This is a genomic window from Streptomyces sp. NPDC001450 (assembly GCF_053597295.1).
Genome location: NZ_JBSFHY010000024.1, coordinates 59,487 through 72,671, shown reverse-complemented (window position 1 = coordinate 72,671; position 13,185 = coordinate 59,487). Strand labels below are relative to the sequence as shown.

The following is a 13,185-nucleotide window of genomic DNA, read 5'->3' as shown; positions in this document are numbered from 1 at the left end:
AAAGACTCGCAATTCGGGTCATACCGGGTCACAACAGGGACCTCGGTCCCACCGGCCCGGATGTGAACGGGGCCGGTGGGACGGCCGGCGAGGGCCATTAGGCCCAAGGTCCCGCCCGTGGCCAAAATCTAACGTTCACGACCATGGAGAACGACCAGAAAGCACGACCGGGCCAGTCGCGCGTCGAACGAAGCTGGCCGCTGGCCACGCGCAGGCTGCTGAGCCGCCGTGAAGTCTCGGCCGACGGACGTGCCGTGTTCGGCCAGGCCGACCCCGAGTGGGAGGGCTTCTACCGGAACCGGTGGGCGCACGACAAGGTGGTGCGTTCCACGCACGGGGTCAACTGCACCGGTTCCTGTTCGTGGATGGTGTACGTCAAGGACGGCATCATCACGTGGGAGCACCAGGCCACCGACTACCCGTCGATCGGCACCGACTGTCCCGAGTACGAGCCCCGCGGCTGCCCGCGCGGGGCGTCGTTCTCCTGGTACACCTACTCCCCCAGCCGGGTCCGCTACCCCTACGTACGGGGTGCTCTTCTGAAGCTGTGGCGTGAGGCGCGGCGCAGGCTCGGGGACCCGGTGGCCGCGTGGGCGGAGATCACCGGCGATCCGGCGAAGGCGCGCGCCTACAAGCGGGCCCGCGGCAAGGGCGGGCTGGTGCGTGCCGACTGGGAGGAGGTGGCCGAGCTGGTCGCCGCCGCCCACGTCCACACCATCAAGGCGTACGGCCCCGACCGCGTCGCGGGCTTCTCCCCGATCCCGGCGATGTCCATGGCGTCCTTCGCGGCCGGCTCCCGCTTCATGTCGCTGATCGGCGGCACGCTCCTGTCCTTCTACGACTGGTACGCCGATCTGCCCGTCGCCTCCCCGCAGGTCTTCGGCGACCAGACCGACGTCCCGGAGGCGGCGGACTGGTGGAACGCGGGCTACCTGATCATGTGGGGCTCGAACATCCCCGTCACCCGCACGCCCGACGCGCACTTCCTGACCGAGACCCGCTACAACGGCACGAAGGTCGTCGCGGTCAGCCCCGACTACGCCGACAACGTCAAGCACGCCGACGAATGGCTCGCGCCTCACCCCGGCACGGACGGGGCGCTGGCGATGGCCATGGGCCATGTGATCCTGCGCGAGTTCCTCGTCGACCGCCGGGTGCCGTACTTCCATGACTACCTGCGCACGTTCACCGACGCCCCGTTCCTCGTCGCCCTGCGCGAGCATGACCATGGTCTCGTCCCCGACGGGTTCCTGACCGCCGCTGATCTCGGCCACGACACGGAACACGCCGAGTCCAAGACCGTGCTCCTCGACTCGGCCACCGGCGAACCGGTCGTGCCGAACGGCTCGCTCGGCTTCCGCTGGGGGGAGGCCGAGCAGGGCCGCTGGAACCTCGACCTGGGCGACACCGTGCCGGAGTTGAGCCTGCTCGAACGCGCGGAAGAGACGGTGGCCGTGTCCCTGCCCCGGTTCGACGAGGGCAGCACGGAGGGCGGCTCGGTGATGGTGCGCGGGGTGCCCGTGCGGCGGATCGGCGGGCGCCTGGTGACCACTGTCTTCGACCTGATGCTTGCGCAGTACGGGGTGGCCCGGCCCGGTCTGCCGGGCAGCTGGCCCACCTCGTACGAGGATGCGAGCGAGCCGTACACGCCGGCCTGGCAGGAGACGATCACCTCGGTGCCGGCCGAGCAGGCGGCCCGGATCGCCCGGGAGTTCGCCCGCAACGCCGAACGCACCCGGGGCCGTTCGATGATCGCCATGGGTGCGGGCACGAACCACTGGTTCCACTCCGACACCATCTACCGCGCGTTCCTGGCGCTGACCACCATGACCGGCTGCCAGGGCGTCAACGGCGGCGGCTGGGCACACTACGTCGGCCAGGAGAAGGTGCGTCCCCTGACCGGCTTCCAGCACCTCGCCTTCGCCTTCGACTGGCAGCGGCCCACGCGGCACATGGCCGGCACCTCCTACTGGTACCTGAACTCCGACCAGTGGCGCTACGAAGCGTTCGGGCCCGACGAGCTGGCCTCCCCGCTGGGAGAGGGGCGGTTCCAGGGCAAGGGGTTCGCCGATTGTCTGGCGCAGGCGGTGCGCCTGGGCTGGACACCTGGTCACCCCGGTTTCAACCGCAACCCCCTCGATCTGACGGATGAAGCGGCGCGGGCGGGCCGGCCGGTCGCCGAGCACATCGTCGACGAGCTGAGGTCCGGCAAGCTGCGGTTCGCCGTCGAGGACCCCGACGATCCCGCGAACTTCCCCCGGGTACTGACCGTGTGGCGGGCCAATCTGCTGGGCTCGTCGGGCAAGGGCAACGAGTACTTCCTGCGCCACCTGCTGGGCACGGACGCGGCCGTCCGCTCCGAGGAGACGCCGCCCGAGGGCCGCCCGAAGGAGGTGGTGTGGCGGGAGGAGGCCCCGGAGGGCAAGCTTGATCTGCTGGTCTGCATGGACTTCCGGATGACGTCCACCGGGCTGATGGCCGATGTGGTCCTGCCGGCGGCGACCTGGTACGAGAAGGACGATCTGTCCAGCACGGACATGCACCCCTTCGTGCACGCCTTCACCCCGGCCATCGCCCCGCCCTGGCAGGCCCGCACCGACTACGACACCTTCCTGACCCTCGCCGACAGGTTCAGCGAGCTGGCCGCCGAGCACCTGGGGACGCGCACGGACGTACTGGCCGTACCGCTCACGCACGACACCCCCGACGAACTCGCCCAGCCCGGCGGTGCCGTACGGGACTGGAAGACCGGCGAGTGCGAGCCGGTCCCCGGCCGGACGATGCCCAAGCTCGTCACCATCGAGCGCGACTACGCGGCCGTGGCCCAGAAGATGCGCGCCATCGGCCCGCTCCTCGACACGCTCGGGACGTCCACCAAGGGTGTCACCGTCCACCCCGACCGGGAGATCGAGGACCTGCGGCACCGGTGCGGAACCGTCCGCGACGGGATCGCCGAGGGCCGGCCCTCGTTGGCGACCGCCTCCGACATGTGCGAGGCGATCCTCGCCCTGTCCGGCACCACCAACGGGCGGCTCGCCACAGAAGGCTTCCGCGAGCTGGAGCGGCAGACCGGCAGCGAGGGCCTGGTGGAACTCGCTGCCGAGCGCGAGGCCGAGCGGATCACCTTCGCAGACACCCGCACCCAGCCGCGCGCCGTGATGACCTCCTACGAGTGGTCGGGCTCGGAGACCGGCGGTCGGCGCTACTCGCCCTTCGTCATCAACACCGAGCACAAGAAGCCCTGGCACACCCTCACCGGCCGCCAGCACTTCTTCGTCCAGCACGACTGGATGGCCGAACTCGGCGAGCAACTACCCGTCTACCGGCCGCCGTTGAACACGCCCCGGCACTACGGGGACGAGCAGCTGCATGAAGCCGGCCGGGCGGAGGTCACCGTCCGCTACCTCACTCCGCACTCGAAGTGGTCCATCCACTCGAACTACCAGGACAACAAGCACATGCTCGACCTGTCCCGCGGCGGCCCGGTGATCTGGATGTCCACCGCCGACGCCGAGAAGATCGGCGTCAAGGACAACGAGTGGATCGAGGCGTACAACCGCAACGGCGTCGTGGCCGCCCGGGCCGTGGTCACCCACCGGATGCCCGAGGGCACGGTGTACATGTACCACGCTCAGGACCGCAACGTGAACGTGCCGAAGACCGAGGTCAGCGGCAAGCGCGGCGGTATCCACAACTCCCTGACCAGGCTGCTGCTCAAGCCGACTCATCTCGCCGGTGGTTACGCGCAGTTCACGTACGCCTTCAACTACTACGGCCCGACCGGCAACCAGCGCGACGAGGTCACCGTCATCCGCCGTCGCTCGCAGAACGTGGAGTACTGACATGCCCCGTGACGGAGTCACTGTAGGACGCGTCATGGCCCAAGTGGCGATGGTGATGAACCTCGACAAGTGCATCGGCTGCCACACCTGCTCGGTCACCTGCAAGCAGACGTGGACCAACCGCACCGGCGTCGAGTACGCCTGGTTCAACAACGTCGAGACCAAGCCCGGCGTCGGTTACCCGCGCCGTTACGAGGACCAGGAGCACTGGAAGGGCGGCTGGATGCTCGACAAGCGCGGGCGTCTCGTCCTGCGCTCCGGCGGCCGCGTCAAGCGTCTGCTGTCCCTCTTCTCCAACCCCGACCTGCCGGGCATCGAGGACTACTACGAGCCGGTCACCTACGACTACGACAACCTCGTCGGCGCCCCGGCCGGGAAGGACATCCCGGTCGCCCGTCCCCGCTCCGTCCTCACCGGCGAGCCCACCGCCATCACCTGGGGCGCCAACTGGGAAGACGGCCTCGGCGGCGCGCCCGAACACGCCGGCGGCGACCCCAACCTGACCGGCGAGTGGGCCGAGAAGGTGAAGTTCGAGTTCGAGCAGACCTTCCTCTTCCACCTGCCCCGCCTGTGCGAGCACTGCCTCAACCCCGCCTGCGTCTCCGCCTGCCCGTCCGGCGCCATGTACAAGCGGGTCGAGGACGGCATCGTCCTGGTCGACCAGAACCGCTGCCGGGGCTGGCGCATGTGCGTGACCGCCTGCCCGTACAAGAAGGTGTACGTCAACCACGCCACCGGCAAGGCCGAGAAGTGCACCTTCTGCTTCCCGCGTATCGAGGCCGGCCAGCCCACCGTCTGCTCCGAGACCTGTGTCGGCCGCCTGCGCTACCTCGGCCTGCTGCTGTACGACGCCGACCGCGTCGGCGAGGCCGCGGCCACCCCGGACGAGAAGGACCTGCTGGATGCCCAGCGGGGCGTCTTCCTCGACCCCGCCGACCCCGAAGTGATCGCGGCGGCACGGGAGTCCGGGATCCCCGAGGACTGGCTGGAGGCCGCCCGCCGCTCCCCGGTGTACGACCTGGTCATGCGCTACAAGGTGGCACTGCCGCTGCACCCGGAGTACCGCACCCTGCCCATGGTCTGGTACGTCCCCCCGCTCTCCCCGGTCCTGGACGCCGTCACCTCCGCGGGCGGCAACCAGGACGACCCGGACCACGTCTTCGCCGCCGTCACCCGCCTGCGCATCCCGCTGGAGTACCTGGCGGAGCTGTTCACCGCCGGGGACACCGACGTGGTCGCCGGGGTGCTGATGAAGCTCACCGCGCTGCGCTCGTACATGCGGTACAAGACGCTCGGCGAGGACGTTGACGACACTGCGGTCAAGGCCGTCGGACTCACCGCCCGGGAGGCCGAGGACCTGCACCGCCTCCTCGCCGTCGCCAAGTACAAGGACCGGTACGTCATTCCCGCCGCGCACAAGGAGGACGCGGCCGCTCTGACCGCCATGGAGAACCGCTGCCCGGTGGAGTCCTCCGGTGAGCCGGCCGAGCGGAAGGTCATGCTCGGCATCCCCACCCTGCGTCGCCGTACGCCGGAAACCCCCTCCGGAGGCCGTCCGTGAGTCCCCTGCCCACCACCGTTCCCGCCATCGTCCGCACGCGTCTGCGGGCGGCCGTGCGCCGCCCGGCCCGGCTCACGCCCGAAGAGGCCGAGGCACGTGTTCTGCTGCTGCGACTGTGCTCGCTGCTGCTGCAGTACCCGGACGCCGAACTCGCCGCCGCCCGGTCGGTGTTCACCGCCGCCGTCGGCGCGCTGCCGCCCTCTCCTGCCGCCGAACACCTGGCCGACTTCACCGCCTGGTTCGCCGGCCAGGAGCCGGAGGCGCTGGAGCGGCACTACGTCGAGATGTTCGACCTGCGCCGCAAGAGCAGCCTCTACCTCACCTACTACCTGCACGGTGACACCCGCCGCCGGGGCATGGCCCTGCTCACCCTGAACCAGCGCTACCGGGCCATGGGCTGGGACATCGACGGCCGCGAGCTGCCCGACCACCTGCCGGTCGTCCTGGAGTTCGCCGCCCTCGCCGGGCCGGGCAAGGGCGAGGCGCCGCTGCGCCAGCACCGGCGCGGCCTGGAGTTGATCCACCACGCGCTGACCGACGCCAAGTCCCCCTATCGGCACGTCCTGGCCTCGTTGCTCACCCTGCTGCCACCGCCCACCGAGGCGGATCTGGTGGCCGTGGCCGAACTGGCCGCAGAGGGTCCGCCCAGCGAGGACGTCGGCCTCGACCCGTACGGCGCGGGTGAGTTCGCGCCGCCGGGCACCTTCGTCCCGCCCGAGCAGGCCACGCCCACCCTCATGCCGCCCCTCTCGATCCCGGAAGGCCCGCGATGAGCGCCGCAGAATCCTCACTGGCCGCTGCGAGCGGCGCCGACCTTCTCCTGTGGGTCGCCGTCCCCTACATCTGCCTGGCCGTGTTCGTCGTCGGGCATGTATGGCGCTACCGGCACGACCAGTTCGGCTGGACATCCCACACCAGCCAGCTCCTCGAACACCGCTGGCTGCGCTGGGGCAGCCCGCTCTTCCACCTGGGCGCCTTCGCCGTGATCGCCGGGCACGTGGTGGGACTCGCCGTGCCCGCCTCCTGGACCGAGGCCGCCGGCATCAGCGAGCACGCCTACCACACCACGGCCGTGTCGGCGGGCTCGGTGGCGGGCGTCGCCATGGTCACCGGGCTCGGCATGCTGTGCGCCCGGCGGCTGCTGACCCGGCGGATCCGTCTCGGCACCGACCGCAGTGACAAGCTGCTCTTCCCGCTGCTGGCCGCGACCGTTCTGCTCGGCATCTCCGCCACGGCCGCGCACAACGTCTTCGGGCCCGGCTACGACTACCGGGAGACCGTCTCCGTCTGGTTCCGCGGCATCTTCACTCTCCAGCCGCGGCCCGGGGCGATCGCCGGAGCCCCGCTGCTGTTCCAGCTGCACGCCCTGAGCGCGTGCCTGCTCTTCGCGGTCTGGCCGTTCACCCGGCTGGTGCACGTGTGGAGCGTCCCGATCGGATACCTGGCCCGGCCGTACCTGGTCTACCGCAGGCGGGCCGTGCCGACGGCCGGCCCTACCGTGCGACTGCACAGCCGGCCGGCCCGTTCCGGGCGGCACGGCGCATGATCCACCCACCGGCCCGCACGCCGGATGCCACCACGACCGAACGGCCCACTCAGGGCTCGGGCGCGAGCCGCGGCACCGGCCTGGTGATGCTCCTGACCGGCATTCTCGGCTGGCTCGCCTCCTTTCAGCTCGCAGTGGACGACTGGCGGCTGCTCAAGGACCCGGCCTACCAGCCGCCGTGCAACATCAGCCCGGTGGTGAGCTGCGGCAGCGTCATGTCCAGCCCCGAGGGCAGCGTGTTCGGCTTCCCCAACATGCTGCTCGGTCTGGGCGCGTTCGCCGCCGTGGCCGTTGTGGGTGCCGCGGTGCTCACCGGCACACGCCTGCACCAGCGGCTGTGGCTCGCGCTGGCCGCCGGGGCCCTGGCGGGGGTCGTGTTCGTGCACTGGCTGATCGCGCAGTCGCTCTACGAGCTGAACAGGATCTGCCCCTACTGCGCCGTCGTGTGGGTCGTCACCATCGCACTCTTCTGGTGCGTGACCCTGCACTGTGTGAACCACGGGATCGTAGCGGTCCCCCGCGGCGTCCTCGCTCTTCTCCGGGACACGCACTGGATGCTGCTCGGTGCCTGGTACGGCGTGATCGCACTGCTCGTACTCACCCGGTTCTGGCCGTACTGGAGCAGCCTGGCGTAACGCCACCACACGCCTTCGCCGGTCAGCCACGGACCACACGCGCGAAGGCAGTACGTGTTGGCACCGGCCCACACGGCCCTCCGGTCGGGACCTTCGGCCCCCGCGCTCGGACGGCCCTCCGAGTTAGGTTTACCTAAGTACAAGTCGGTGCGCGCAGAGAGCGAGGCACGAACATGGCATCGACGGACCCTCGGGCCCTCCACGAGAGCATCCCCGCACCCGGCGACGGACTGGACGCCGCCCGTATGCCCGGCCACTGGCTGCTGGCCCGTCTGGGCAAGCGGGTGCTCCGCCCCGGCGGCCTGGAGCTGACCCGCTGGATGCTGGACACCCTGGACATCCGCAGCGACGACCGGGTGGTTGAGCTCGCCGCGGGGCTCGGGGCAACGGCGCGGCTCACCCTCGAACGCGTCCCGGCCGCCTACACCGCCGTGGACCGCGACCCCGCCGCGGTGGCACGGCTGGGCACCCTCACTGCCCCGGGCCCCACTGAGGTGGCCGCCGTGCGAGCGGACGCCGCCGACACCGGTCTGCCGTCCGGCAGCGCCACCGTGGTGTACGGGGAGGCCATGCTGACCATGCAGCCCGAGCCCGCCAAACGCCGCATCATGCGAGAGGCACGTCGGTTGCTCGCCGGCACCGGCGGCCGGTACGGCATCCACGAGATGTGCCTGTTGCCCGAGGACCTCGACCCCGGACACGCCGAGGAGATCACGAGGGATCTGGGCGGGGCCATCCACGTCGGTGCCCGTCCGTTGACCCCGTCCGGCTGGGTGGCCCTGCTCGCCGCCGAGGGCTTCACCGTCACCGCCCGCTGGAGAGAGCCGATGGCCCTGCTCGAACCGCGCCGCATCATCGCCGACGAAGGGTTCGCGCGGGCCGTGAGCATCGCCGGCCGGGCCTTGCGCGACCAGGCCGCCCGGCACCGCGTGCTGGAGATGCGCCGTGTCTTCCGCCGCCACCAGGCCCATCTGGGCGCGATCAGCCTCATCGCCACCCCCACCACGTCGATCTCCTGAGGAAGGTGGGACCCGCATGTCCGCCACCGTGATCCCCGACCTGACCGCCGAACTGCCCCTCCCCGAGGACGGCACCCTCAGCCGTGTCCTGTATCGCGACGACCGGCTGCGCGTGGTCGGCTTCGCGTTCGCCGCCGGACAGGAGCTGACCGAACACACATCGGCCCTGCCGGTCGTCATCCAGGTCGTCCAAGGCCGCCTCGACCTCGTCCTGGGCGGCGAGAAGACCGAGGCGGTACCCGGCAGTTGGATCCACCTGCCCGCCCGGCTGCCGCACACCGTGCGCGCCACCGAGCCCGCCGTCATGCTGCTGACCATGCTGCCCGCCGCGTCCGGCAGCTCAGCGGACACCTGACCTCGCCGTGGCCATCGAGGGCGACGCCCTGCCGGCGGCCCGCGCGCCGAAGGACCGCGTAAGCGGTGATCAAGCAGGTGGTCGACCTCGATGCGGGAACACCGCCCGCTCGGCAGCCTCGCGCACAGGCAGCCGTTGTGGGCCGAGACGGTCAGCGTGTCGGCCGGTACGGTGCTCCTTCGACGCCCGGAACCAGTGGACGCCGCCGGCGCCGCATCGGCGTCCCCGTCCTGACACGCAAGGGACACACCAGCGTGCAGAAGTTCTCCCTCGACGCCCGCGTCCGCGAACACCAGGAGCGGGCCGCTGCATCCCCCGCCGGCCGCAGCGCCGAAACCGTCTACGGCGGCCACGAACACGCCCTGCGCCAGACCCTCCTCGCGCTGCGCTCCGGCACCGCTCTGACCGAGCACGAGAACCCCGGTGAGGCAACGGTGCTGGTGCTGCGTGGCCGGGTAAGGCTGCTCAGTGGGGACGCCGTGTGGGAGGGCATGGCCGGGGATCTGCTCCTCGTGCCGCCCGCCCGGCACAGCCTGGAGGCCCTCGAGGACGCGGCCGTACTGCTGACCGTCGCCAAGATCCCCTGATCCCCTTCGTCGAGCCCTCGCTGTGCCTGACCCACCTCGCCCCCCGTGGATCAGCACCGGCGGGCCACACGGCCTGACCGAGCCAGGGCGACGGCGCCGGGTTCTCTGCCCGTCGGGTCGCCTTGACGTGGTCAGGCCGTGCTCGCCACTACGTCCCCACGCCGTCGGAGACCTTCAGCCTTCCGCGTGGGCGAGCCACAGGTCGGGGCCGAAGACCTCGTAGCGGATGCTGCGGGCGGGGATGCCGGCCTGGAGGAGCTGGGTGCGGACGGCGCGCATGAAGGGGAGCGAGCCGCACAGGTAGACGTCGGCGTCGGCGGGCAGGTCCAGTCCGTCGAGGTCCATCAGCCCCGCGTGGCAGCCGGGTTCCCCGACCGCGTCCTCCTCGTACCAGAACTCGGCCCTGGCATCGGGCAGTTGCTCCACCAGGCGCCGGGTGTCGGCGCGCAGGGCGTGTTCGGCCGGGGTGCGGTCGGCGTGCAGGACCCACACCGGCCGGGTCGAGCCCGTGGCGGCGAGGTGTTCGAGCATGCCGGCCATCGGGGTGCAGCCGATGCCTGCGGAGACCAGCACGAGCGGGGTGTCGGCGTCGTCGAGGACCACATCTCCGAACGGGGCCGACAGGGTGAGCTCGTCGTCGGCTCGTACGGTGCGGTGCAGCTGGTTGGAGACCTCGCCCTCGGGGGCGTCGGCGACGCTGGTCACCCGCTTGACGGTGATGCGCCGCAGGCGGTCGCCGGGTGCGTTGGACAGGCTGTACTGGCGGGTCTGGTGGATGCCGTCGGGCATGAGCGCCCGGACGCTGACGTACTGGCCTGCACGGGCCTGGGGCAGGGGGCCGTCGTCGGCCGGGCGCAGCAGGAAGGAGACCACGTCGGGGGTTTCCTCGCGCCGCTCCACGACGGTCCACTGCCGCCAGGGCTTGCGCGGGTCGACCTGGGCTTCCTGGTAGAGGCGGGCCTCCTGGGCTATGAGGGCGCTGGCCATCAGCCAGTACACCTCGTCCCAGGCGGCTGCGACCTCCGGGGTGACCGCTTCGCCCAGCACGTCGCCGATGGCGCGGAACAGGTACTTGTGGACGATGGTGTACTGGTCCTCGGTGACGCCGAGCGCGGCGTGCTTGTGGGCGATCCGGGCCAGGAGGGCGTCGGGGCGGGCGTCGGGGTCGGCCAGCAGGGCCTGGGCGAAGCCGGCGATGGATCCGGCCAGTGCCCGGCGCTGCTCGCCACTTGCCTGGTTGCCACGGTTGAACAGGCCGTCCAGCAGCTCGGGCTGCTCGGCGAACATGGTGCCGTAGAAACGCGTGGTGATCTCGTCCAGGGCTCCGCCGACGGCGGGCAGGGTGGCGCGGACGACAGCGGCCGACTCGGGCGAAAGCATGGGACTCCTCTGAGATGTGGGCACGTGGAGAGACGGCACTCACCGTCACAGCCGGGATCCGTCGTGCGGGTCCGACCGGCACATCGATCATCCGGCGAAGCCGCCACCCGGAACAGGGCCGAACCGCCCTGAAGACAGGGCCCGTCGGTCCGGCCCCGTGCGAGGCATGGCACAGGACCCGACCGAGATGGCCGGCGCACCCGGTGGAGAGATCCAGAGCCTGGTCTTCCATGCGGGTCACCGGGCTCAGGCCAGGGCGGCCTTGAGTACGCCGATGGCCGTCTTCGGGTCGGCGAGGGCGTGGTAGATGCCGGGGACCTCGTGGTCGAGGCCGAGCAGGCCGTAGACGGCGTGCATGGCGCCGCGGACGGAGTACTCGACGGTGAAGACCACGTCCTCCGGGATCTCCGTGAACTGGCCGAGGAAGGCGAAGTTGGCCGCGCCGCGCGGGATGACCAACGGTCGGTCGTGCGTGGTGCGTGGGGCGAACTGGCTGGTGATGTACGGCAGCATCACCGGGATCACGGTCATGGTCTCCGCGACCTGTTCCTCGATGTCGGACAGGCCGAGGTGGCCGAGGAGTTCGGTGAGGATCTCCCGGCCGGTGGCCTGGGCCATCGGCTTGCCGATGAAGTCGCCTTCGTTGTCGACGAACAGCCCGTAGCCCCACAGGGTGTAGACGTCTTCGGGCTGTCCCTCGAAGTGCGGGGCGTGCGGTACGACGATGGACATCAGCCAGTTGGAGTCCTTGAACGTCATCAGCGCGCCGGTGCCGGGGAGGTTGCCGGACAGTTCCTCGATGCGGTGCAGGAGCAGGGGACTGCGCAGGGTGAGGGTGAAGGACTCCCACTTGGCCTCGTCGACGTTGCCGTAGAAGGCGGCCGGGCGCCCGAAGTCGTCCGCCTTGGCGGCGATGGTCTCCCACAGCCGCCAGCCGCCGTCGCGCTTGTCGCGGATCAGTTCGGGCGCGGTGTCGTCACTGCCGTAGGCGGCGTCGGCGGTCATCGAACCGAGGGTGAGGAAGGCGTAGTCGGTGCCCCCGAGGTCGTACGCGTCCGGCTGTCCGGCGCGGTCGAGGTGGAGACGTCGCACCCGCCGAGTGCCGTCCTCCTCGGTGCCGAAGTCGACGTCGGTGACCCGCACGCCGTGCTCGAAGCGCACGCCGTGCTCCTCCAGCCAGGCCTGCAGCGGCCGGATGATCGAGTCGTACTGGTTGAGCCGGGTACGGCGCACGCCCGCCAGCGTGTGCATGCGCGGGAACTCCTGCATGAAGCGCAGGAAGTAGCGCCTGAGCTCGATGGCGCTGTGCCAGTTCTGGAAGGCGAACGTCGTGCGCCACATCGCCCAGAAGTTGGTCTCGAAGAAGTGCGGGGAGAAGAAGTCATCGATCCGGCGTGCCCCGATCACCGCCTCCGGGAGCACGAGCAGCCGGGTCAGCTCCAGACGGTCCCGGGTGTCGAGGCCGTAGTCGGAGGCGTCAAGGATCTCGGCGCCCTTGCCGATCAGGCGGGCCTTGGCGTCGGTGGGCCACTTGGCGCTGAACTCACGGATCTCCTCGCGCACCGACATGGTCTCGTCGGTAAGGGTCGGGATGGTCTCCAGGAGGTTCCACAGGCACGTGTACGCCTCGTCCTCCAGCATGCGGCCGCCCCGGGTGACGTATCCGGCGGGCTCGCCGCGGCCGTCCATGGAGCCGCCTGCGACCGGGAGCTCCTCGAGGATGTGGATGTTCTCGCCGGGGAAGCCACCGTCGCGGATCAGGAAGGCGGCGGCTGCCAGGGAGGCGATTCCGCCGCCGACGAGGTAGGCCCGGGACTGCTGCGGAGCGTCGGTCATGACGTCCCTCCGTTCTGCCGCCCGCTCTCACGGGCGGCCGACTGTGGTCAAGAGCCGTGCACTGGCTCCGGCTCCGAAGCGGCAGCGGCGTGCGCACGGCACAGTGCCGACGAAACGAGGGCGGCACCTGTAACCGTCAGTCAACTCGTGAGGAAGCCCTGCGGGCAGGGGCCGGATGTCCCTGTGCACGCGCCGACAGACCCGGGGTCCGGCCGGCGCCCCGCTCTGCGAGGCGGTGTCTGTGGTGAAGGCCGTATGCCGGTCTGGTGTGTTTGAACAGGGCGGCGCGGCGTGGCGGGCGCCTGCGGCCCACAACCCGGGCGCAGCACCATCTGGACGTGGCCGCTGCCGGCCACCGGATCACGGGCGAGCAGGCGCAGGTCCCTGTGCGTCCATCGCGCCCTCCTCACGCACCACGCGCCCT

10 protein-coding genes are annotated in these 13,185 nt (G+C 70.7%); 8 read left to right on the top strand and 2 right to left on the bottom strand.

What is annotated here, in order from left to right:
• The first annotated feature begins 143 nt into the window (after window positions 1–143).
• The 8 genes from ACWC5O_RS25560 (at window position 144) to ACWC5O_RS25525 (ending at window position 9,545) form a co-directional block, all read left to right on the top strand.
• Entirely contained in the window at window positions 144–3,842 is a 3,699-nt protein-coding gene (locus ACWC5O_RS25560; RefSeq protein ID WP_450583590.1) for a nitrate reductase subunit alpha, read from the top strand.
• 1 nt (window position 3,843) lies between these two features.
• Window positions 3,844–5,403: a nitrate reductase subunit beta gene (narH, locus tag ACWC5O_RS25555; protein ID WP_450583588.1), complete on the top strand. Its 1,560-nt coding sequence runs from the start codon at window positions 3,844–3,846 to the stop codon at window positions 5,401–5,403.
• Complete coding sequence (gene narJ / locus ACWC5O_RS25550; RefSeq protein ID WP_450583586.1) at window positions 5,400–6,176, top strand: nitrate reductase molybdenum cofactor assembly chaperone; 777 nt, start codon at window positions 5,400–5,402, stop codon at window positions 6,174–6,176. Before narH ends, narJ begins: the two co-directional genes overlap by 4 nt.
• Entirely contained in the window at window positions 6,173–6,949 is a 777-nt protein-coding gene (gene narI / locus ACWC5O_RS25545) for a respiratory nitrate reductase subunit gamma (RefSeq protein ID WP_450583584.1), read from the top strand. The genes narJ and narI overlap by 4 nt, the downstream gene beginning before the upstream one ends.
• A complete protein-coding gene (locus ACWC5O_RS25540) occupies window positions 6,946–7,584 on the top strand; it encodes a vitamin K epoxide reductase family protein (protein WP_450583583.1) in 639 nt (212 codons plus the stop codon). The genes narI and ACWC5O_RS25540 overlap by 4 nt, the downstream gene beginning before the upstream one ends.
• A gap of 173 nt (window positions 7,585–7,757) precedes the next feature.
• Window positions 7,758–8,603 (top strand): class I SAM-dependent methyltransferase, encoded by an 846-nt coding sequence (locus ACWC5O_RS25535; protein WP_450583581.1) that lies wholly within the window; start codon window positions 7,758–7,760, stop codon window positions 8,601–8,603.
• A gap of 16 nt (window positions 8,604–8,619) precedes the next feature.
• Entirely contained in the window at window positions 8,620–8,958 is a 339-nt protein-coding gene (locus tag ACWC5O_RS25530; RefSeq protein WP_450583579.1) for a cupin domain-containing protein, read from the top strand.
• A gap of 254 nt (window positions 8,959–9,212) precedes the next feature.
• Window positions 9,213–9,545 carry a cupin domain-containing protein gene (locus tag ACWC5O_RS25525; RefSeq protein ID WP_450583578.1) on the top strand — a complete coding sequence of 111 codons (333 nt, stop codon included), beginning with the start codon at window positions 9,213–9,215 and terminating at the stop codon, window positions 9,543–9,545.
• A 174-nt stretch (window positions 9,546–9,719) separates the two neighbouring features.
• Here the strand turns inward: ACWC5O_RS25525 and ACWC5O_RS25520 are convergent, their stop codons facing one another.
• Complete coding sequence (locus tag ACWC5O_RS25520; RefSeq protein ID WP_450583577.1) at window positions 9,720–10,925, bottom strand: globin domain-containing protein; 1,206 nt, start codon at window positions 10,923–10,925, stop codon at window positions 9,720–9,722.
• Window positions 10,926–11,171: 246 nt separating this feature from the next.
• The gene (locus tag ACWC5O_RS25515) at window positions 11,172–12,761 is read right to left on the bottom strand and encodes an oleate hydratase (RefSeq protein ID WP_450583575.1); all 1,590 of its coding nucleotides are present in this window, start codon (window positions 12,759–12,761) and stop codon (window positions 11,172–11,174) included.
• Window positions 12,762–13,185 lie beyond the last annotated feature (424 nt).